This window comes from Micromonospora mangrovicola (assembly GCF_047200535.1).
Taxonomy (GTDB): domain Bacteria; phylum Actinomycetota; class Actinomycetes; order Mycobacteriales; family Micromonosporaceae; genus Micromonospora.
This window is the reverse complement of the sequence record NZ_JBJZOG010000005.1, coordinates 129,859-151,024: the sequence shown is the minus strand read 5'-3', so window position 1 is coordinate 151,024 and position 21,166 is coordinate 129,859. Positions and strand designations below refer to the sequence as shown.

General features: G+C 73.0%; 17 protein-coding genes and 1 pseudogene. 9 read left to right on the top strand and 9 right to left on the bottom strand.

Annotated features, from left to right (window positions below; all coding sequences use genetic code 11):
- A pseudogene (locus tag ACL02O_RS03955) lies at window positions 1-545 on the bottom strand (hypothetical protein); the annotation flags it as partial.
- A 602-nt stretch (window positions 546-1,147) separates the two neighbouring features.
- Between ACL02O_RS03955 and ACL02O_RS03950 the strand changes: the two are divergent.
- On the top strand, window positions 1,148-2,938 hold the full coding sequence (locus ACL02O_RS03950) for a glycoside hydrolase family 6 protein (protein ID WP_412816550.1): 1,791 nt from the start codon (window positions 1,148-1,150) through the stop codon (window positions 2,936-2,938).
- A gap of 138 nt (window positions 2,939-3,076) precedes the next feature.
- On the opposite strand, the gene ACL02O_RS03945 is transcribed toward ACL02O_RS03950, so the two are convergent.
- From ACL02O_RS03945 to ACL02O_RS03925, 5 genes are all read right to left on the bottom strand, one after another.
- On the bottom strand, window positions 3,077-3,460 hold the full coding sequence (locus tag ACL02O_RS03945; RefSeq protein WP_412816549.1) for a hypothetical protein: 384 nt from the start codon (window positions 3,458-3,460) through the stop codon (window positions 3,077-3,079).
- Window positions 3,461-3,539: 79 nt separating this feature from the next.
- Complete coding sequence (locus ACL02O_RS03940; protein WP_412816548.1) at window positions 3,540-3,863, bottom strand: hypothetical protein; 324 nt, start codon at window positions 3,861-3,863, stop codon at window positions 3,540-3,542.
- Between the two features lie 13 nt (window positions 3,864-3,876).
- A complete protein-coding gene (locus ACL02O_RS03935) occupies window positions 3,877-5,532 on the bottom strand; it encodes a sodium:solute symporter family protein (RefSeq protein WP_412816547.1) in 1,656 nt (551 codons plus the stop codon).
- A 134-nt stretch (window positions 5,533-5,666) separates the two neighbouring features.
- Window positions 5,667-6,623 (bottom strand): hypothetical protein, encoded by a 957-nt coding sequence (locus tag ACL02O_RS03930; RefSeq protein WP_412816546.1) that lies wholly within the window; start codon window positions 6,621-6,623, stop codon window positions 5,667-5,669.
- Window positions 6,624-6,636: 13 nt separating this feature from the next.
- The gene (locus tag ACL02O_RS03925; RefSeq protein ID WP_412816545.1) at window positions 6,637-7,236 is read right to left on the bottom strand and encodes a hypothetical protein; all 600 of its coding nucleotides are present in this window, start codon (window positions 7,234-7,236) and stop codon (window positions 6,637-6,639) included.
- A 418-nt stretch (window positions 7,237-7,654) separates the two neighbouring features.
- Between ACL02O_RS03925 and ACL02O_RS03920 the strand changes: the two genes are divergently transcribed.
- The 7 genes from ACL02O_RS03920 to ACL02O_RS03890 all read left to right on the top strand — a co-directional run bounded on the left by ACL02O_RS03920 (window position 7,655) and on the right by ACL02O_RS03890 (window position 16,130).
- Window positions 7,655-9,955, top strand: a complete 2,301-nt coding sequence (locus tag ACL02O_RS03920; protein ID WP_412816544.1) for a sensor histidine kinase — start codon at window positions 7,655-7,657, stop codon at window positions 9,953-9,955.
- Window positions 9,955-10,377 (top strand): roadblock/LC7 domain-containing protein, encoded by a 423-nt coding sequence (locus ACL02O_RS03915; protein ID WP_412816543.1) that lies wholly within the window; start codon window positions 9,955-9,957, stop codon window positions 10,375-10,377. Before ACL02O_RS03920 ends, ACL02O_RS03915 begins: the two co-directional genes overlap by 1 nt.
- On the top strand, window positions 10,367-10,756 hold the full coding sequence (locus ACL02O_RS03910) for a DUF742 domain-containing protein (protein WP_412816542.1): 390 nt from the start codon (window positions 10,367-10,369) through the stop codon (window positions 10,754-10,756). The genes ACL02O_RS03915 and ACL02O_RS03910 overlap by 11 nt, the downstream gene beginning before the upstream one ends.
- Window positions 10,737-11,339 (top strand): GTP-binding protein, encoded by a 603-nt coding sequence (locus ACL02O_RS03905; RefSeq protein ID WP_412816541.1) that lies wholly within the window; start codon window positions 10,737-10,739, stop codon window positions 11,337-11,339. Before ACL02O_RS03910 ends, ACL02O_RS03905 begins: the two co-directional genes overlap by 20 nt.
- Window positions 11,340-11,464: 125 nt before the next feature.
- Window positions 11,465-12,502: a lactonase family protein gene (locus tag ACL02O_RS03900; protein WP_412816540.1), complete on the top strand. Its 1,038-nt coding sequence runs from the start codon at window positions 11,465-11,467 to the stop codon at window positions 12,500-12,502.
- A 178-nt stretch (window positions 12,503-12,680) separates the two neighbouring features.
- Window positions 12,681-14,432, top strand: coding sequence for a substrate-binding domain-containing protein (locus ACL02O_RS03895; protein ID WP_412816539.1), 1,752 nt, complete (start codon window positions 12,681-12,683; stop codon window positions 14,430-14,432).
- Window positions 14,433-14,645: 213 nt separating this feature from the next.
- On the top strand, window positions 14,646-16,130 hold the full coding sequence (locus ACL02O_RS03890) for a sugar transferase (RefSeq protein WP_412816538.1): 1,485 nt from the start codon (window positions 14,646-14,648) through the stop codon (window positions 16,128-16,130).
- Window positions 16,131-16,149: 19 nt separating this feature from the next.
- Here the strand turns inward: ACL02O_RS03890 and ACL02O_RS03885 are convergent, their stop codons facing one another.
- Window positions 16,150-17,280, bottom strand: coding sequence for a PP2C family protein-serine/threonine phosphatase (locus ACL02O_RS03885; RefSeq protein WP_412816537.1), 1,131 nt, complete (start codon window positions 17,278-17,280; stop codon window positions 16,150-16,152).
- Window positions 17,281-17,375: 95 nt separating this feature from the next.
- On the opposite strand from ACL02O_RS03885, the gene ACL02O_RS03880 reads away from it, so the two are divergent.
- Window positions 17,376-17,903, top strand: coding sequence for a MarR family winged helix-turn-helix transcriptional regulator (locus ACL02O_RS03880; protein WP_412816536.1), 528 nt, complete (start codon window positions 17,376-17,378; stop codon window positions 17,901-17,903).
- 203 nt (window positions 17,904-18,106) lie between these two features.
- Here the strand turns inward: ACL02O_RS03880 and ACL02O_RS03875 are convergent, their stop codons facing one another.
- Both ACL02O_RS03875 and ACL02O_RS03870 read right to left on the bottom strand, forming a co-directional pair.
- A complete protein-coding gene (locus tag ACL02O_RS03875; protein WP_412816535.1) occupies window positions 18,107-19,774 on the bottom strand; it encodes a PP2C family protein-serine/threonine phosphatase in 1,668 nt (555 codons plus the stop codon).
- Between the two features lie 131 nt (window positions 19,775-19,905).
- The gene (locus ACL02O_RS03870) at window positions 19,906-21,162 is read right to left on the bottom strand and encodes an ROK family transcriptional regulator (RefSeq protein WP_412816534.1); all 1,257 of its coding nucleotides are present in this window, start codon (window positions 21,160-21,162) and stop codon (window positions 19,906-19,908) included.
- Between the last annotated feature and the right edge of the window lie 4 nt (window positions 21,163-21,166).

The following is a 21,166-nucleotide window of genomic DNA, read 5'->3' as shown; positions in this document are numbered from 1 at the left end:
TTGTTGTCCTGGTCCTTGTTGTCCCGGTCCTTGTTGTCCCGGTCCTTGTTGTCCCGGTCCTTGCGGTCCCGGTCCTTGCGGTCCCGGTCCTTGCGGTCCCGGTCCTTGCCGTCGTGCTCCTTGTTGTCCCGGTCGTTGCGGTCCCGGTCCTTGTCCGACTGGTCGTCGGCCATGCCCCCGCCCTGGCCGTCGGCCTCCGGCTGCCAGGTGTCGTAGCCCTGCCAGTCCTTGCCGTCCCGGTCCTTGCGGTCCTTGTCCTTGCCGTCCCGGTCCTTGCCGTCCCGGTCCTTGCCGTCCTTCTTGAAGTCGAAGTCCTTCCGGTCCTCGTCCTTCCGGTCCCAGTCCTTCCGGTCCCAGTCCTTGTGGTCCCAGTCCCCGTGGTCCCCAGGGCAGGTCTCAGGAAGACTGACCTGCGGCTTGGCAACGGCGTTGCCCACGTACGCGCTGGGTCCGGCCGCGTTCGCCGCCCCGGGCGAGAACAGCAGCAGGGACGCGCCGCCGAGAGCGGCACCCGCAACGACCTTCCCGAGCATCTTCTTTCCCATGACCCGCGTCACTCCATCCCTCTTTGTCCTGAACCCGACGACAGTCGAGCTACGCCCGACGTTAGCCCGTTTCACGAGTTATCCGAGGAAAGATTCGCGTTTAGGAGTTTGCTGGCTCTTGTTGGCATCGGGGTGTTAGAAGGGCAATGGCGGCACCAGTGCGACCCCTGCGGTCTTCGGGCCGGCTCGACCCCCGTGGCGTGCCTGCGCCCCGACGTCCCGCCGCGACATCGCCCTGCCGGGCCCCACCTGTCAGGGCCTGTCTGGGGCGCCCGGCCACACCGTCCCGCCTCGCGCCGTTCGCCCCGCGCGTTCCTCCGGCGCATCGAGGCGTTGCCATGGAAGCGCTCCCATGCAAGAATCGCTGCACGCGGTTCGGGAGCCACACCGCGAGCGCAGACGTCGAGGGCAACCGGGTCCACCGGGCGACGTCCGACACCATGGCCGGCCGGTACGCCGGCTGCGCACACCACCACCACGCCCGTCCGGGTCGGGCACCCCCGAAGACACCCGTGGCGCCGACGGTCGTCCCTCGCGGACGTCCCGAGGGCCGTTTCGCCGGGCCGTACGCGGATCCGGTCTCGCCCAAGGAGATCAGTGGCATGAATCTGTGGAGAAGGCTGTCCGGCCGGAGCCGGACGCTCGCGCTGACCAGCGCCGGCGTCCTGGTGGCCGGTGGGCTGGTGACCCTCCCGGTCACCGCGGCGCAGGCCGCGACCCAGTGCAGCGTGGACTACACCACCAGCGACTGGCCCGGCGGCTTCACCGCCACCGTCAACATCAAGAACCTCGGCGACCCGCTGAGTTCGTGGACCCTCGGCTTCACCTTCCCGAACAGCAGCCAGAAGGTGCAGCAGGGCTGGTCGGCGAAGTGGTCGCAGAGCGGCCAGAACGTCACCGCCCAGAACGAGTCGTGGAACGGGTCCGTGCCGTCCGGCACCACGGTCAGCATCGGCTTCAACGGCGTGTGGAGCGGCAGCAACCCGAAGCCGACCTCGTTCACCCTGAACGGCACGGTCTGCAACGGCGGCACCCCGCCGTCGAGCCCCCCGCCGTCCACTCCCCCGCCGTCGAGCCCGCCGCCCTCCAGCCCGCCGCCGTCGAGCCCCCCGCCGACGACCCCGCCGCCGGGACAGAAGGCGGACAACCCGTACGCCGGGGTCAAGGGGTACGTCAACCCGGAGTGGAAGGCCAAGGCCGAGTCGGTGACCGGCGGCAGTCGGGTGTCGAACAACCCGACCGCGGTCTGGCTCGACCGGATCGCCGCGATCAACGGCACCCCGAACAGCAGTTCCAACGGCTCGATGGGCGTGCGGGACCACCTGGACGCCGCGCTCGCCCAGGGTGCCGGCTACATCCAGTTCGTCATCTACAACCTGCCCGGCCGGGACTGCGCCGCGCTGGCCTCCAACGGTGAGCTGGGCCCGGACGAGCTGCCCCGCTACAAGGCCGAGTACATCGACCCGATCGCGGCGATCCAGGGCGACGCGAAGTACAGCAACCTGCGGATCGTCAACATCATCGAGATCGACTCGCTGCCCAACCTGGTGACCAACACCTCGGGCAACGCCGGCGGCACCGCGATGTGCGACACGGTCAAGGCCAACGGCGCGTACGTGAACGGCGTCGGCTACGCCCTGGCCAAGCTGGGCGCGATCGGCAACGTCTACAACTACATCGACGCGGCGCACCACGGCTGGATCGGCTGGGACAGCAACTTCGGCCCGACCGCGGACATCCTCAAGACCGCGGCCACCGCCTCCGGCAGCACCGTGCACAACGTCACCGGGTTCATCGTGAACACGGCGAACTACTCGGCGCTCAAGGAGCTGTACATCAAGATCACCGACACGGTGAACGGCACCAGCGTCCGGCAGTCCAAGTGGATCGACTGGAACCAGTACGTGGACGAACTCTCCTTCGCCCAGGCGTTCCGCAACAAGCTGGTTTCGGTCGGCTTCGAGAGCAACATCGGCATGCTGATCGACACCTCCCGCAATGGCTGGGGCGGCTCCGCCCGGCCCACCGGCCCGGGCGCGACGACCAGCGTCGACACCTACGTCGACGGTGGCCGCATCGACCGGCGGATCCACGCCGGCAACTGGTGCAACCAGGCCGGCGCGGGCCTCGGCGAGCGTCCCAGGGCGAACCCCGAGTCGGGCATCGACGCGTACGTCTGGGTGAAGCCCCCGGGTGAGTCGGACGGCTCCAGCACCGCCATCCCGAACGACGAGGGCAAGGGCTTCGACCGGATGTGCGACCCGACGTACACCGGCAACGCCCGCAACGGCAACAGCCTGACCGGCGCCCTGCCGAACGCCCCGATCTCCGGTGCGTGGTTCCCGGCCCAGTTCCAGGAGCTCATGCAGAACGCCTACCCGCCGCTCTCCTGATCCGGCGGCCGGCCCACCCGCAGCGGCGGGAGTGAGGCACCGCCGCGCGGGTTCCCCGGGCCCCTGGCCGACGCCCACGTCGGCCAGGGGCCCCCGGCTGTCCGGGAGGCGCCCGACCCGCGCTCGGCGGTCAGCGCGTCAGGGGACCGTCTTCTCGATCGCCGCCCGGCCCAGCTCGGCCAGGTCACGGCGGGCCCGTTCGAGGTTCTCCGGGGTGAGGTCCTGGCCCCGGGCCATCACCAGGTCCTCCGGCTCCCACGGCTGCTCCGCGCCGGTCCGGATGTTGTCCCCGCCCGCCCCGGTGCCGGTGCCCGTGGCGCCGGTCCCGGCCGCGTACGGGTCGCCGAGAAGGTCCGGGGACCCGGTGTCGGGCACCGCGCCGTCGGGCTCGGTGAAGACGGGATTGTCCGGGTCGGTGCCGCCGCTCCGCAGCTGCGGCACCGTGCTGTCGTCGTCCACCGCCGCGGCCACCTCGGGGGTCTCCTCCAACGGCCGTCCGCCGTAGCGGTCACGATCCGTCATGCTGCTGCCCTCCTGTCCCGTTCCGTGATCCATGCGGGGTACCCCCTGGGAGCCGGGGCATGCGGGCCCGGCGTCGGGTTCAGCGTTCCTCGCCGTGGTGCGGCTTCGGTGGCCGGTTGGGGCTGACCCACTGCCAGCCGAGCATCGCCAGCCCGAAGACCAGCATGACCAGGCCGGCCCACAGGTTGATCCGGACGCCCTGCGCCTTGTCGATCTCCGCCGCCGAGTCGAAGAGCCCGATCAGGCCCACGATCAGCCCGTACGCGACGAACAGCCCGCCGATCACCCGGCGGATATCGAAGAGGCGGGCCGCCGCGGAGCGGTCCCGCTCCTCCTCGGTCTCCTCGACCAGCGGGTCGTACGACTCGCGGTCGTAGTGGTGGTGCTCGCGGTGGTCGGACATCGGGCGTCCCCTCTCAGAAGACCGGGAGGTAGAAGAGGGCGGCGAGGACAAGGGCGACCACGCCGAGCAGCACCGGCGAGCGGTACCAGGCGGCGTCGCCGGCCAGCGAGTCGTCCGTCAGCGTGGTGTCGGCCAGGCCGTACACCAGCCCCTCCAACTCGTGGTCGCGCTTCGGCCGGGTCAGCGGGGTGACGATCACGGCGACCACCGCCACGGTGACGAAGGCCAGGCCCGCGCCCCAGAAGCTCTCCTCCAGGTCGGAGTTGAAGTGGATCACGCCGGCCCGGTAGAGCAGGTACGTCGCGATCGCCACCACGGTGCCGGAGAGCAGGGACCAGAAGCCGGCCAGCGCGCTCATCCGCTTCCAGAACATGCCGATGATGAAGGTGCCGAACAGTGGCGCGTTGAACACCGAGAAGAGGGCCTGGATGTAGTTCATGATGTTGCTGAAGCCGGCCGCGATGAACGCCGTCCCGATGCCGACCACCACCGCCGCGACGGTGGCGAGCCGGCCGACCCTGACGTAGTACTCGTCCGAGCGGTCCCGCCGGAAGTACGCCTGCCAGATGTCGTAGGTGAAGACCGTGTTGAAGCCGCTGACGTTGGCGGCCATGCCGGCCATGAACGAGGCGACCAGACCGGTCACCGCGATGCCGAGCACCCCGTTGGGCAGCAGGTCGCGCATGAGCAGCGGGATGGCGTTGTTGTAGACCAGGGCGCCCTGGTCAGCCCCCAGCCCTTTGACGGTGATCAGGGCGATCAGGCCGGGGATCACGGTCACCGCCGGGATGAGCAGCTTCGGGTACGCGCCGATGATCGGCGTCCGGCGGGCGGCGCTCATGTTGCGCGCGGACAGCGCCCGCTGCACCTCGGCGAAGTTCGTGGTCCAGTAGCCGAACGAAAGCACGAAGCCGAGGCCGAAGACGATGCCCAGCCAGTGCGCGCCGAGTGGGTTGTCCGAGCTGCCGGTGCCCTGCCAGGCGTGCAGGCCGGCGTCGCCGAGTTTGGAGCCGCGCACCGCGTCCATCAGGCCGGACACGCCGCCCACCTTGATCAGGCCGAGCACGGTGATCGGCACCAGCCCGGCGACGATCACGAAGAACTGGAGCACCTCGTTGTAGATCGCCCCGGAGAGCCCGCCGATGGTGATGTACGCGAGCACGATCAGCGCGCCCACCACGATCGCCACCCAGAGCGGCCAGCCGAGCAGCGCCTCCATGATCAGGGCCAGCGCGTACAGGTTCACCCCGGCGATGAGCACCTGGGCGATCGCGAAGCTGATCGCGTTGAGCAGGTGCGTCGGGCGGTTGAAGCGCAGCCGCAGGTACTCGGGGACGCTGCGGACCTTGGAGCCGTAGTAGAAGGGCATCATCACGATGCCGAGGAAGACCATCGCCGGGACGGCGCCGATCCAGTAGTAGTGGACCGTCATCACGCCGTACTGGGCGCCGTTGGCGGCCATGCCGATGATCTCCAGCGCGCCCAGGTTCGCCGAGATGAACGCCAGGCCGGTCACCCACGCGGGCAGGGACCGGCCGGAGAGGAAGAAGTCGACGCTGGTACGGATCGCGCGCCGGGCCGCGAAACCGACGCCCAGCACCGTGACGAAGTAGAGCGCCAGGATCAGGTAGTCCAAGGCGTTCATGTTCAGCCGTAGGCCGCCACCCATGCCGGGCCTCCCTCCGTAGCGCGGTGCTGCGCCCGCAGGTACCCGGTTTGCGAAATTTCATGCCGGGAAGTGCGATCTGCTCCACACGCCGGAGCCCCGGCCGCGAACCGGCCGGGGCTCCGTGGTGGAGGGCTTCAGCGGCCCAGGACCCGGTCCAGGAAGTCGCGGTAGCCGCGTACGGCCACCCGGAGCTGCTCGGTGTCGGTCGAGCCGGACTCCTGCCAGCCGCCCAGCTTGCTCTTCTGCTCCCGCAGCGCGACGGCGAGCGCCTCCATGGCCTCGTCGACCAGCGACTGCGCCTCGCCGACCGCGGCCTTCGGGTCGTCCACGAAGCGCAGCTGCACATCCCGCCAGCGGTCCCGGAAGCCCTGCGCGGCCTCGGGGGCGAAGAGGGTGGCAGCGTCGGAAGGCACCGCGCCCGGGGTGGGGCGGGCCGTCGAGGCCGCGGCGTCGGCCATGCCGGCCGCGCCCGCGCCGGCCGCGGCGGCGCTGGCGTCCGGGTCGACCATCTCCGGCTCCGCGCTGCCGTACCCGACCGCGCCGGCCTCCGGCGCGTCGTCGCGCGCCGCGCCGGAGTCCTCGTCCGCCCAGCGGTCCGGGTCGTGCAGCCGGTCGCCGGCCGTCGGGTCGGCCCGCTCGTCGTCGAGGGCGTCGGTCCGCCCGGGAGCGCCGTCGCCCGGCACCGCGGTGTCCTCGCCGCGCGGGTCGCGCTCGTCCTCGGGCCGACCGCTGGCCATCGCGGAGGCGGCCACCGCGTCGCCCACCGTGGTCGCCCCGAACGCCGTCGGCAGCGGCGCCGGATCGTGGTACTCGGTCCGGCCGTCCCCGTCGGCGTCGGCGGCTTCCGCGTCCCGGGTGTCCCGGGTTTCGTCCAGCTCGTCCGGATCGTCGGCGTTGCGGTCGTCGGCACGATCGCCGCTCACCGCGGGGTCGTCGAAGGTGCCCCGGTCGTCCAGCGCGTCCTCGGGTACGTCGTCCCGGTCGCTCCGGTGGCCGTTCTCGTCGACCTCACCGGGCGGGGGTACGGCCACCGGCTCCGACCGGACGGCCTCGGGGTGCTCCTGGGTGATCTGCTGCTCTTCCTGGCGCATGGCGGCGGCCTCCTCAGCGGCTCGTTACGTCCTGCTCGTGCTCGTGGTCGGGGTGGCGCTGCTCCGGGGGCTCCGCAGCAACCGGGTCCTCGCCGAGCAGGTCGGCGAAGAGGGCCCGGTAGTGCACGAGCGCCTGCCGGAGGTCTTCGGTGCTGGCCTCGCCGCGCTCGTTGCGCAGCCGGATCTCGTGGGCGTCCCGGTAGTGGTCCAGGGTGCGGGCGTGCTCGACGGAGAGGTGGGCGGCCTGCTCGGAGAATTCGCCGGTCGGGTACCCGCGCTCGGCGATCAGTCGGCTGACCAGCTCGTCGGCCTCGCCCACGGTCTCCGTGGGGGAGTCGACGAAGCGGACCTGGAGTTCCTCCCAGGCCGCGGCGTACTTCGCCCGGGACTCCGGGCTGAGCGGGGTGAGTTCCAGTTCGGCGTGGCGGCGCTCCCGATCGCGCAGCTCCCGCTCGGCGGCGGACCGGCTGTCCTGCTCCGCGACGGCCCGGTCGTACTCGGGGCCGAAGCGTTGCCGGAGAGCCCGCCGGCGGCTGGCCACGACGGCGATCGCGGCCAGCGCCGCGATGATGAGAACGACGATGACTGTGACGACTACCTGCGTGGGCGACATGGCTCCTCCTTCGCCGCCTGGTATTCCCTCCGTGTGGTGATCGCCAATCCCGATCCGGCCGACTTTCCGTCGGCGATTCCCCGGGTGAAACCTCCGGGCGGCCGGGCGACCCCGGGGAGAACTTGGCTGATTCCAGAAAAGGGGACCGCCGTGGGGTGCCGCCGGGGCACCCGAAGGCCGGCACCCGGTCCCACGACCAGGCGCGCGCTCCGCCGGCCGCTTTCGGTGGTCCGCCCGCGTCGAACGGCGTCCACACGGGACCATCTCGGACGGTAGTCCCCGGCGAGACGGCCGGTAGTGCATCCGTCGGTGATTACGTATCCTGCCCAAGGCGCCTGAGCCGGGGGCCGGCGTCGTGGCCGGGCAGCTTCCGGAAGATGTCGGCGCCACTCCTGCGACACCTTCCGGGCGAGGTCTGATGAACACCCGTGACTGGCCGATCCGCGCCAAGCTGACCGCGCTGGTCATCGGTCCGGTGACCGCGTTGCTGGCGCTCTGGATCTTCGCCACCACGCTGACCTTCGGGCCGGCGCTCAACCTGCTGGCCGCCCGCACCTACCTCTACGACCTGGGCCGTCCGGGTGAGACGGTGGTAGCCGAGCTGCAACGGGAACGCCGGCTCTCGGTCGTCCAGCTCGCCGGCGACACGACCCTTCCCGCCCTGGCCGAGCAGCGGGCCCGTACCGACCGGGCGGTCGCCGAACTGCGCCGCCGGGTCGACGGTGACGACCTGCGCGACGCCGCCGACGACCTGCTCGACGCCCGCCTCGACCAGTTGGTCTCCGCGCTTGACGCGCTACCCGCGGGCCGGGGCTTCATCGACGCCGGCAAGGTGGACCGTGCCGGAGCGATCGGCCTCTACAGCGGAATGATCAACACCGCCTTCCAGGCGTTCTCCGCCATGGCCGCGATGCCCGATGTCCAGCTCAACCGGGAGGCGTTGGCGCTCACCGCGCTCGGCCGGTCCCGGGAGCTGCTCGGCCAGGCCGACGCACTGCTGGCCGGCGCGATCACCGCCGGCCGGTACGGCGAGGGGGAGCACGAGCAGCTGGTGCGCACCATCGAGAACCAGCGGTTCCTGGCCGAGACCGCCGTGGCCGACCTGCCCGGGTCGGAACGGGCGGCGTACCAGCGACTCACCGAGGGTCCGGACTTCGTCCGGCTGCGTGCCCTGCAGGACACCCTGATCCGCAGCCCCGAACTGCCGGCCAGGCTGGACGTGCGGGCCTGGGAGAACAGCCAGGCCCGGGCCTGGCAGGGCCTGCGTGACTTCGAGCTGCGCGGCGCCGACGGGCTGGCCGAGCGGTCCGTGCCGATGGCGATCGGCATCCTGGTCCGGCTGGCCGCCGCGGGGGTGCTCGGCCTGCTCGCCATCGTCATCTGCGTCCTGATCGCGCTGCGGGTCGGCCGGTCGCTGGCCCGCCGGCTCACCGGCGTCCGCACCGCCGCGCTGGACATGGCCGAGCACCGGCTGCCCGACGTGGTCGCCCGGCTGCGCCGCGGTGAGGAGGTGGACCTCTCCCGGGAGGCGCCCGAGCTGGACCACGGCGGCGACGAGATCGGCGAGGTCGGGCGGGCCTTCAACGAGGTACGCCGCACCGCCCTCAAGTCCGCCGTCGATGAGGTCACCCTCCGGCGCGGGCTGAACGAGGTCTTCCTCAACATCGCCCGGCGCAGCCAGGGCCTGGTGCACCGGCAGCTGGCCCTGCTGGACCGGCTGGAGCGGCAGACCGAGGACCCGGACGAGCTGGCCGGGCTCTTCCAGGTCGACCACCTGGCCACCCGGCTCCGGCGGCACGCCGAGGATCTGGTCATCCTCGCCGGCGCGGCTCCGGGCCGGGGCTGGCGCAACCCGGTCGCCGCCGTCGACGTGATCCGCGGTGCCATCTCCGAGGTGGAGGCGTACGACCGGGTGGACGTGGGGGACGTGCAGCCGGCCGGGATGCTCGGCCGGGCCGTCGGCGACGTCATCCACCTGCTCGCCGAGCTGGTCGAGAACGCCACCTCCTTCTCCCCGCCGGGCAGCCGGGTGGACATCACCGGGCGAACCGTGCCCGGCGGGTACACCATCGAGATCACCGACCACGGGCTGGGCATGTCGCCGCAGGCCCTGGCGGAGGCGAACCGCAGGCTGTCCCGGTCTCCCGAGTTCGACCCGGCGGACAGCGCCCGGCTGGGCCACTTCGTGGTCGCCCGGCTCGCCGCCCGGCACGGTGTCCGGGTCGAGCTGCGGGTGGTCGCCCCGGCCGGGGTCACCGCCGTGGTGCTCATCCCGGCCGACCTGATCACCAAGGAGCCGGCGCTGGTCTCGACCGGCCCGGGCGCCGGTACGTCGCCCGACGAGCGGCGGATGGCGAAGGTGACCCGGTTGAGCACGGTGCCGCGGCCGCGGGCCGTCCGGCCCGGTCGGGACCGCCCTGAGTCGGCCGTGGTGCCGCTGCCGGCCGGCCGGCCCTCCGCGGTGGAGGCTCCTGCCGACGGCGACGGACTGCCGCGTCGGGTCCGTCGGCGGGGACCGGTCAACCGCCCCCGGCCGCTCGTCGCGGACGCTGCCGCGCCGCGCTCGCCCGAGGAGGCGCGCCGGGCCATGTCCGCGCTCCAGGCCGGCACCGCCCAGGGCCGCCGTGACGGCGCCCGCACCGCCGCCGACCCCTCCCCGCCGGCGCCGGCGCCGGCTCCGGCTCCGGAACCCCCGACCGAGACTGAGAAGGACGCCTAGTGGTGCACACGACGCGGCAGAACGCCGATCTCGACTGGTTGCTCGACGACCTGGTGGAGCGGGTGCCGGCCGCCCGCGAGGCGGTGGTGCTGTCGGCGGACGGGCTGCTGCTCGGTGCGTCCGCCGAGCTGGGCCAGGACGACGCGGAGCACCTCTGCGCCCTCGCCTCCGGCTTCTCCAGCCTGGCCAAGGGCGCCACCCGCCACCTGAACGGCGGCGCGGTCCGCCAGACAGTGGTGGAGATGGAGTCGGCGTACCTCTTTGTGACGGCCGCCGGGCAGGGGGCCTGCCTGGCGGTGGCGAGTGACGCCGACGCCGACATCGGTCTGGTGGCGTACGAGATGGCGATGCTGGTGATCCGGGTCGGCGAGAATCTCAGCGCTCCCGCCCGGACGGCGACGGAGGTCGGTAATGCGGGCTGAGTCGCCGGGCCCGCAGCACGAGTGGCTCGACGGTGACGCCGGGCCGGTCGTGCGGCCGTACACCCTCACCGGGGGTCGGGTGCGACCGTCGGTCGCGGGCTTCGACCTGGTGGCGTTCGTGCTGGCCGGGCCGGCGGCCGACGTGACCGGCCAGCCGGGCCTCCAGCCCGAGCACCGCCGCCTGGTCGACCTGGCCCGGCGTCCGGTCGCCGTGGCCGACCTCGCCGCCGACCTGGACCTCGCCGTGGGCGTGGTCCGCGTGCTGCTCGGCGACCTCGTCGCCCGTGGGCTCGTCGCGGTGCACCAGCCGCCGACCGCCGCGTATCTGCCCGACGACAACATCCTCAAGGCGGTGGTCAGTGGACTCCGTGCGCTTTGACCGGTCGGCGCCCGCCGCGCGGCTCCCGCTGGCCCTGAAGATCCTCATCGCCGGCGGATTCGGGGCCGGCAAGACGACGCTGGTGAGCGCGTTGAGCGAGGTCCGGCCGCTGCAGACCGAGGAGGTGCTGACCGACGCCGGGGTCGGCACCGACGACCTCTCCGGGGTGGAGGGGAAGTCGACCACCACGGTGGCGATGGACTTCGGCCGGATCACCATCAACGACGACCTTCAGGTCTATCTCTTCGGCACCCCGGGCCAGGACCGGTTCTGGTTTCTCTGGGACGAGCTGGCCTTCGGCGCCCTGGGCGCGGTGGTGCTCGCGGACACCCGGCGGCTGGCCGACTGCTTTCCCTCGATCGACTACTTCGAGCAGCGCGGCATTCCCTTCGTGGTGGGGGTCAACTGCTTCGACGACGCCCGCCGGTTCAGCCTGGAGGCGGTTCGTGCCGCGCTGGACCTGGACCAGCAGGTGCCGCTCATGCTCTGCGACGCCCGGGACCGGCAGTCCGGGAAGTTGGTGTTGATCTCGCTGGTCGAGCACGTCGCCCGGCAGCGCGGCGAGCCGGTGCCGGTGGGCTGATCCGGCCCCGCCCGCCCGAGGCGCGCCGGTCGTGCGAAACCGGTCCGGGAAAAGAAGGCTAACCGCCCGGCTCCCGGGGAAGCCTCTGGTTGGATCTACGCAGGTGGCGGCGGAAGGTGGGACCGATGACCGGGCAGCACACGATCGTCCACATCGGCGGATACACGGCGGAGATGGGCGGGCGGGCCGAGGGCATCGCCGCCGCCCGCCGCGATCCGGCGACGGGGGCGTTGACCCCCCTCGGCACGGTGGCGGTCACGCCGTCCCCGTCGTTCCTGGTCCGGCACCCGGCGCTGCCCGTGCTGTACGCGGTCAACGAGGGGGCCGACGGTCGGGTCAGCGCGTTCCGGACGGCGCCGGACGGTGGCCTCGAGCCGCTGGGCGTCCGCGACACCGGCGGGGCCGAGCCTTGCCACCTGGCGGTGGTCCCGGACGGGCGGCACCTGATGGTGGCGAACTACGGCGGCGGCAGCGTGGCCGTCTTCCCGCTCGACGCCGAGGGCGTGCCAGGGGACCGCAGCGACCTGGTCCGGCACGAGGGGCACGGCGCCGACCCGCAGCGGCAGGAGAAGGCGCACTGCCACATGGTCTCGCCCGGTCCGGACGGCGGCCCGCTGCTCGCCGTCGACCTGGGCACCGACTCGGTCTACCGGTACGACCTCGACGACGCCTCGGGGCGGCTGGTGCCCCGGGCGCCACGGGTGCGGACACCGGCCGGCACCGGTCCCCGGCACCTGGCCCGGCACCCCGACGGGCGGCGCTGCTGGCTGGTCGGCGAGCTGGACGGGACGGTAACCGGCTACCAGTTGACCGGGGACGGCGCGCTGCACCAGCGGGTCCGGGTGGATGCCAGCGGGCGGGCCGGGCACGTCCAGCCCTCCGAGGTGACCGTCGGCCCGGGCGGGCGTCATCTCTACGTCGCCAATCGTGGGGTGGGTACGGTGGCCGTCTTCGCGATCTCCGGCGAGACCCCCGAGCTGGTGACCGAGGTCGACACCGGTGGGGAGTGGCCCCGGCACTTCGCCCTCGCGGGTGAACACCTGTACGTCGCCGACGAGCGGGCCGACATGATCAGGATCTTTCGGGTGGATCCCGCCACCGGGGTGCCGGAGCCGGTGGGCGAGCCGGTGCCGGCGGCGAGTCCGACGTGCGTCCGGCCGTAACGGATCAAGGCGCTCGGGCGCTGTCCCCAGTGGAGCCGCGTCACGTCCGATGACTGATCAGTCACTCAAGGTGACTTTTTGGCGATCAACTGTTTCTCCTGCGTAACTTTCGTCCGAACGGACGTGGCAGTAACCCCACGAGATACGCAAGATGGTCACCGTGTCTGGCCGCCATCGCATGCGTTCAAGCCTCCGTGGGGCAGGTGCCGCCGCGGCGGCCACCGCCCTGGTCCTCGTCGTAGCCGGCTCCTGGTTCGGTTACCAGCAGCTGGCGGGGCCGTCCTGCTCCGGGAAAATCCAGCTGACGCTCGCGGCGGCTCCGGAGATCGCCCCCGCCATCAAGGGGGCGGCCGATCAGTGGGTCGCCGACGGGGCGGCGGTCGGCGGGACCTGCATCGCGGTCAACGTCACGGGCTCGGAGTCGGTCGACGTGGCCGCCGCCGTGGCGAGCAAGCACGGCGCCACCCTCGCCGGGGTCGGTCAGGCCAGCGGCACCGCGGTGACGCCGGACATCTGGGTGCCGGACTCGTCCAGCTGGCTGCTGCGCCTCAAGTCCGGCGGGGCCACCGCCTTCGCCCCGGCCAACGGGGCCTCGGTCGCGCGCAGCCCGGTGGTGATCGCGGTGCCCGAGCCGGTGGCCACCCGGTTCGGCTGGCCGAACAAGAAGCTCTCCTGGACCGACCTGTTGAAGCAGGTCACCAGTGACAGGGGGCTGCACGCCGGCATCGTGGAGCCGACCCAGGACGCGGCCGGCCTGTCCGGGCTGCTCTCGCTGACCACCGCCGCCAGCTCGACCGGCAACTCGGGCTCCCCGGACGCGCAGGAGGCCATGATCGGCGCGCTGCGGGCGCTGGCGACCAACCGCTCGTCCCTGCGGCAGGACCTCCTCGCCCGCTTCCCGCGCTCGAAGGACCCGACGGCGATCGCCAACGGGTTGGGTGCGGCGGCGCTGTCCGAGGAGGACGTGATCGCCTACAACAGCACCGAGCCGCCGATTCCGCTGGCCGCGCTCTACCTCGAGCCGTCGCCGATGCCGCTGGACTATCCGTTCGCGGTGCTGCCCGGCATCGAGCCGGCCAAGGCGTCGGCCGCGAAGGTGCTCTTCGAGGTGCTGACCACTCCCGGCTTCAAGAATCGCCTGGCCGCACAGTCGCTGCGCGCGCCGGACGGCAACTGGGGCCAGGGGTTCAAGGCGCCGCAGGGCGCGCCGAGCCCGGCCAACGGCGGCACCGCCGTCCCGCCCACCGGCCAGGGCGGCGCGGCCGACCTGGACCCGATCCAGATCCAGAAGGCCACCAGCACCTGGGCGGTGGCCACCCAGTCCGGCCGTATGCTCAGCGTCATCGATGTCTCCGGCTCGATGAAGTCGCCGGTGGCCACCGCCAACGGCGCCAGCCGGGAGCAGGTCACCGTGGCTGCCGCCAGCCAGGGCCTGTCGCTCTTCGACGACTCCTGGTCGATCGGTCTCTGGACCTTCTCCACCAATCTCCAGGGCTCGCAGGACTACCGCGAGATCGTGCCGATCAAGCCGCTGTCCAGCAACCGGCGTGCGTTGCAGCAGGGCCTGGCGTCAGTCACGCCGTCGCGCGGCAACACCGGCCTCTACGACACGCTGCTGGCCGCCTACAAGGAGGTCCAGCAGGACTGGGAGCCGGGCAAGGTCAACTCGGTGGTGCTCTTCACCGACGGCGAGAACGACGACGACAACGGCATCAGCCAGAAGAAGCTCATCGAGCAGCTCAAGAAGCTCCGCGACCCGGAGCAGCCGGTGCAGGTGATCATCATCGGCATCGGGAAGGACGTCAGCAAGGCGGAACTCGACCCGATCACCGAGGTCACCGGCGGACGGACCTTCGTAACCATCGACCCGACCAAGATCGGCGAGATCTTCCTCCAGGCGATCGCCCTGCGGCCGCCAGCCCCTCGCTGAGTCGACAGTCAGCGTAAGAATTCCGCCGTATCGGGAAATCCGGTACGGCGGAATGCTATCCGGGCCGTCCGGGCGCGGGAAAACTGACGGCAATACGTCCGAAGCAATCGGTGTCCACAATTACCGAGGCAAGATGTCCGGGTGCTCTGAGTCGCCGGCTCGCCAGCGGGGCCGTGCGGTGCGGGGCCGTCCGGTGTGACGTGGGGAGGGCCGGTGACGTCGGCGACGCTGTTGACCCCCGCCCCAGCGGCAGCGGGGCCGAGGGACCGTCGTCCGGGCCCGGCGACGCGGGCCGCGGAGCGGACCTACGTCCGCGCCCTCACGGTGCTGGACACGACCGTGCTGGCGGCGGCCATCCTGCTGGGTTACGTCGGCCGCTTCGGCGAGCAGGAGGCGGTCGGCTCGGCGATCCCGTACCCGGTGGTCGCGCCCGGCCTGCTGCTGGTCTGGCTGGTCTCGCTGCGGGCGATGCGGTGTTACGACGACCGCGTGCTCGGCTACGGCGCCGACGAGTACCGGCGGGTCAGCTCGGCGAGCCTGCGGCTGGCCGGGGGCACCGCCATCGTGGGCTACATCGTCGACGTGGAGGTCTCCCGGGGCTTCCTGGCCATCTCCTTCGGGGTGGGCACCATCGGCCTGGAGCTGGCCCGGTTCGCCGCGCGCAAGCAACTGCACCAGGCGCGCTGCCGGGGCGGCGGCTGGTCGCGCAAGGTGCTCGTGGTGGGCGACACCGCGCACGTGCTGGAGCTGGTGCACACCCTGCGCCGCGAGCCGTACGCCGGCTACCAGGTGGTCGGCGCCTGCATCCCGGACGCGCTGCTCGCCCCGGTGCCGCAGCGGCTGGACGACGTACCGGTGGTCGGCTCGTTCCGCGGTATCCCCGAGGCGGCCACCGCGATCGGTGCGGACACCGTGGCGGTCACCGCCTCCGGCGAGCTGACCGCGACCCGGCTGCGCCGGCTCGGCTGGCAGCTGGAGGGCACCGGCGTCAACCTTGTCGTGGCCCCCGCGTTGACCGACGTCGCCGGCCCGCGCATCCACACCCGCCCGGTCGCCGGGCTGCCGCTGATCCATGTCGAGGCGCCCGAGTTCCGGGGCGGCCGGAAGCTGGTCAAGGGGCTTGTCGACCGGTCGATCGCGCTGGTGGCGTTGCTCCTGCTGCTGCCGGTCCTGGCGGTCCTCGCGCTCGCCATCAAGCTGGACAGCCGGGGGCCGGTGCTGTTCCGGCAGGTCCGGGTCGGGCAGGGCGGCCGGGAGTTCTGCGTCTTCAAGTTCCGCACCATGGTGGTCAACGCCGACGCCCTGCTGGCCGACCTGGCCGCGCGCAACCAGACCGACGGCCTGATGTTCAAGATGCGCGACGATCCCCGGGTCACCCGGGTCGGCCGGCTGCTGCGCAAGTGGTCCCTCGACGAACTGCCCCAGCTGGTCAACGTGCTGCTCGGCCAGATGAGCCTGGTCGGTCCCCGCCCGCCACTGCCCACCGAGGTGGCCCGGTACGACGGCGACGTGGCCCGTCGGCTCCTGGTCAAGCCCGGCATGACCGGCCTCTGGCAGGTCAGCGGCCGGTCCGACCTGAGCTGGGAGGACGGCATCCGGCTCGACCTGTACTACGTCGAGAACTGGTCGCTCGCCGCCGACCTGACCATCCTCTGGAAGACGTTCGGCGCGGTGGTCCGCAGCCGCGGCGCGTACTGAGCACCACGGTCGGGGTTGGTCAGTTTTGCGGGCCCAACCAGTCCAGGCAGACCACCACGGCGTCGTCGACCAGGTCCCCGGCGACGAAGGCCCGCAGGTCACCGATCAGCGAGCGGACCGCGTCCAGCGGCTCCATCGGCCCGGTGCGCCGCAGGAAGCGGTCCAGCGCGGTCTCGCCGTACCGGATTCGCTTCGCGGTCGCGTCGACGACCCCGTCGCTGACCACGAAGAGCCGGTCCCCGGGCCGCAGCTGGAACTGCTGCTCCCGGTAGTCCGTGCCCTCGAACATGCCGAGCGGGAACTGCTTCTCCAGGACCTGCTCGCTCACCTCACCGTCGCGCAGCCGTACCAGGCGGGGCGAGCCGGCGTCGACCACGGTCATCGTGCCGGTCGCCAGGTCCAGCTCCAGCAGCAGCGCCGAGAGGTGCTGCCCGCCCCGGTGCAGCGCGTAGATCGCCTGGTCGGCCAGGGCGGCCTGGTCGGCCAGTCCCAGTTCGGCGCGGCGGGCGTTGCGCAGCGCATGGGTGGCCAGCGAGGTGAGCATGGACGCGGCCACCCCCTCGCCCGAACCGTTGACCACCGACAGCCAGAGCCGGTGGCCGTCGTCGGACCAGTCGAAGCTGTCGCCGCGCACCGCGTACGCCGGCTCCAGCTGGCCGGCGAGGCTGAACGACGGGCGGATCCGGCTGCGGCCGGGCAGCAGCTCCCACTGCATCTCGGCGGCCAGCGTCAACCGGCGGGTACGCCGGGCGGTCAGGTAGATGTCGGTGCTGGCCATCACGGCGGACAGCTCGTGGCCGAGCACCGTGGAGATCGTGTCCAGCTCCCGGAGCGCGTCCGGGTCGGCCGGCACGGGCGAGACCCGGAGCACCCCGCGCCGCTCCCCGCGCATGCCGACCGGGAACCAGCCGGCGCCGTCGGCGACGACCGGCTCCTGATGGTCGAAACAGCGCCAGGCGGGATGGCCCGGAGCGGTGATCGGCTCGCCGTCACCCAGCGGCAGCAGCCCGGACAACCGGTAGTCGACCTGGTAGAGCTCGGTGTGGGTGATCCCGTACGACTGCTCCAGGTCGACGCCGAGCCGGTCGAGCAGCAGGTCCGCCGGTGCCTCGGTGAGGGTCCGGCGCGCCCGATCCTCCGGTCCGCTCATCTTTGCTCCTTTGCACAGGTCGTCGCCCCGGCACGCCGGGTAGTCTCGGGCGCACCATGGCCGAACAACTCGGTCCCCACGGACCTGAAGCGAGTATGGCCGCCGCGCTGGACGAGGCGGCGGGTACCCTGCTGGCCGTCTGGGAGGCGGCCAGGGAGCGGACGACGAGCCGACTCTCCGGCGCCCAGTTACGTGCGGTCATGGTCGTCGAACAGTATGACGGGATCAACCTTCGCCGCCTCGCCACGCTGACCGACATGCTGCTCTCCTCCGCCAGCCGGCTCTGCGACCGGCTGGTGGCCGCGGGGATGCTGGAACGGGAGCCGGGCCGGTACGACCGGCGGGAGATCTCCCTGCACCTCACCCCGGCGGCGAACCGGCTGCTGGCCGAACTGCGTGCCGAGCGGCGGTACCGGCTGGACCAGATCCTGACCGGGATGACTCCGGAGGGGCGCGCGGCGCTGCTGCGCGGGATGCGCGAGTTCGACGAGGTGGCGCGCCAGGGTGAGGCCGCCGCCACCGAGGGCTGGGCGGGGCTGCAGCCGTCCGGCGAATCGCTCGCGGACCGGGCGGAGGCCGGGGAGCCGGCAGCCGGGGAGCCGCCGGCCGCCCGTACCGCCTGAACTCAGCCGGCGGGGACCGTGGCGCGGGCCGCCCGCAGGTGGTCGGCCGGGGCGCGCACGGCGGCGAGGGACCGGTGTGCGCCCACGCGGGCAGCCGCCGTCCAGCAGCCCGGTGGCCAGCCGTACGGCGCCGGCCGGGTCGGCGCGGTCCAGCCGGTCGGGGTACGCCGCGACTGTGTCCGGCCCGATCCCGGACGAGGCCGTCACGCGGGCGTCACCACGAGCATGGCGATGTCGTCGTGCACCTGCCCGTCCAGCCACTCGTCGACCCGTTGGAGCAGCCGGTCCACCAGCGCGGCCGGTGGCAGGCCGGCACCGGAGGCGAGCGCCTGCCGTAGCCGTGCCGCGCCGAACATCTCCAGCTCGCTCGGGCCACCCCGGGCACCGGTCACCCCGTCGGTGTACGCGAGGAGCAGGTCCCCCCGGTACAGCCGCACCTCGGCCTCGACGAAGCGGGCGGCGGCCAGCGCGCCCACCGGCATGCCGCCCATCCTGACCTGCTCGACGGTGCCGTCGGCCCGGACGACCAGCGGTGCCGGGTGCCCGCCGCCGGCCATCCGGGCCAGCAGTCCACCGTCCGGCTCACGGGTGAGGGTGCCCAGCAGCAGGGTGGTGAACTGGGCCCGCCGGGCGGCGTCCGGCGCGTCGACCAGCGCCCGGTTGAGCAGCCTCATCAGCTCCAGCGGGCGCTGCTCGACCAGGCGCAGGGTCTGCAGCGACTGGCGTACCCGGCCGGTCAGCACGGCCGCTCCGACGCCCTTGCCGCAGACGTCGCCGAGGGCGAAGAGCGCGCCCGCGCCGGTCGGGAAGAGGTCGTAGAAGTCACCACCGATGCGCAGGCTGTCCCCGGCCGCGCGGTAGCCGCCGGCCAGCGTCATGCCGTCGACCGAAGGGAGATCCGGCGGGAGGAGGCTGTTCTGCAGGACGCGGGCCAGGTGGGCCTGCTCGCCGTACAGCTCGGCGGCGGCCAGCGCCGCGCCCGCCCGGGCGGCGAACTCCCGGGCCAGCTCGATCTCCCGCTGGTCGAAGCCGGCCCGGTCAGCCCGGCGGACCAGCACCAGTGCGCCGGCCAGCCCGCCGGCGCTGAGCATCGGGCTGATCAACAGCGTGCCCGGCCGGCCGAAGCCCTCGGGCAGCACGTCGGCCAGCTCGGCCAGTTCCGCGTTCAGCCGCGGGCTGGGCTCGGTGGCCTTTCCCTCGAGCGCCTCGATCAGCCCGGGAACGGATTCCAGCGTCCCCCAGTCGCCGATGCCGGTGGCCGGGCCCGGGTCGCCCTCGGCGTACCGGATCCAGCGCGGCTCGTCCTCCGTCGAGGGCGGCGGGCGGTGCACGAGCACCGCGACGTCGGCGAGGTAGGGCACCGGCAGGGTGACGGCGGCCCGCAGCGTCTGGTCGCGGTGCAGGGAGAGCCCGAGCCGGCTGCCGGCCTGGGCCAGGAAGGCGGTCCGGGAGCGCTCGGCCAGCAGGGCGTCGGCGCGCTCCCGCTCCTCGCTGACGTCCCGTACGTACCAGGCGTGGCGACCACCGGCCAGGCCACGTCGCACGCCGCGCAGCCGCCGGCCGTGATGCTCGGCGTCAAAGGTCTCGGTGCCCTCCTGGACCGCGCGGGCCAGCGCGGGCACCGCGCAGCGGGCCAGGTCCGCGCCGGGGCGGAGTTCGGGGAGCAGTTCCGCGGCCATCGTATTGGCCAGGGTCACCATGCCGGCCCGGTCGGTGGTCACGACCGCCTCGGCGAGCCCGTCCAGGAGTTCACGGGCGAGGTGCGTGTCGGCCGGCAGCGCGGTGTCGGCGGTGCGCCGCACCCGGGCTCGGGAGGTCTGGCCGCCGCCGCTCACCGGCCCGGTGAGACCACCTCGTCGGGCGGTCGTCACCGCTGCTCGCCGGGTGCCCCAGCCGGTCGACCTGTGCGCATGGTGTCGGTGTACTCCTCGGTCGCGGGTCGATTGCCTTCTGGCAAGCGTACCGAGCCGGGGTAGGTGCTCGCCCTTCGAGAGACGCCGGATCAGCCGGTGCGGGCCAGCCAGCCGACCGGACGCTCGACGATCCGGCGGACCACCGAGGCCGCCCCGCCGACCGCCGCGGACTGCGCGCCGAGCGCCGCCGGGCGGACCGTGACCGGCGACCACGCGGCGGTGAGCACCCGACGGGAGACCTCCGCCACCACCGGCGGGGACAGCCACCGGGCGAGCGGGGCGTATCCGCCGCCGAGCACCACGGTGTCCAGATCCAGCAGGTTCACCACGCCCGCCACGGCCACCCCGAGGGCGGTGCCGGCGTCGGTCAGGGCGGTCAGGGTGGCCGGGTCGCCGGCCTCGGCGAGGTTGGCCAACCGGGTCGGGGCGGTGTCCGCGGGCAACTCCGCGCCGGCCAGTCCGGCGGCGGCCAGGATGGCCTCCTGGCCCGCGTACCGCTCCAGGCAGCCCTGCCCGCCGCAGCGGCAGGGGCGGCCCCGCGGGTCGACCGGGATGTGACCGATCTCGCCGCTCCAGCCCCGCGCGCCCCGGTACAGCGTCCCGTCGAGCACGATCCCGGCACCGATGCCGATCTCCCCGGAGACATGCAGGAAGCTGCCCGAACCGGGCGGGCCGGCGTGCAGCTCGCCGAGTGCGGCGAGGTTCGCCTCGTTGTCCACGACCAGCGGCGGGATGCCGTCCACCGGCTCGGCGAGCGGGTGCCCGGCGAGCAGCCCGGGGACGTCCACGTCCCGCCAGCCGAGGTTCGGCGCCAGGCGCACCAGGCCGCCCTCGCCGACCAGGCCGGGCACCGCGAGCGCCGCGCCGGCCAGGGTCAGCCCCTCGCGTACCGCCGCGGCCCGGGCCTCGGCGGCGAGTGCGGCGAGCCGGTCCAGGGTGTCAGCGGGGGAGACCGGGCGGAGGTCGGCCCGGCGCACCAGGTGCTGGCGGACCGCGCCGGTCAGGTCGACCACGCAGGCGGCCAGGTAGTCGACGTTGACCTCCAGCCCGAGCCCGGCCGGTCCGTCGGCGGCCAGCACCAGCCCGCGCGCCGGCCGCCCGGCCCCGTTGCGCGGCGCGGGCTCCGCCTCGACAACCAGCCGGCCACCGATCAGGTCGTCGACGACGGCGGACACGGTGGCCCGGGTCAGCCCGGTCGCGGCGGCGATTTCGGCGCGGGAGGGCGGTCGGTCGGCGGCGGCGATCCGCCGGAGCACCACCGCCAGGTTGAGCTCGCGGAGGCTGCCCTGCCGGACCGCCCCGGTGCTGGTGCTGGTCACCACTTGACACTGCCACATCGGGGCCATTTAA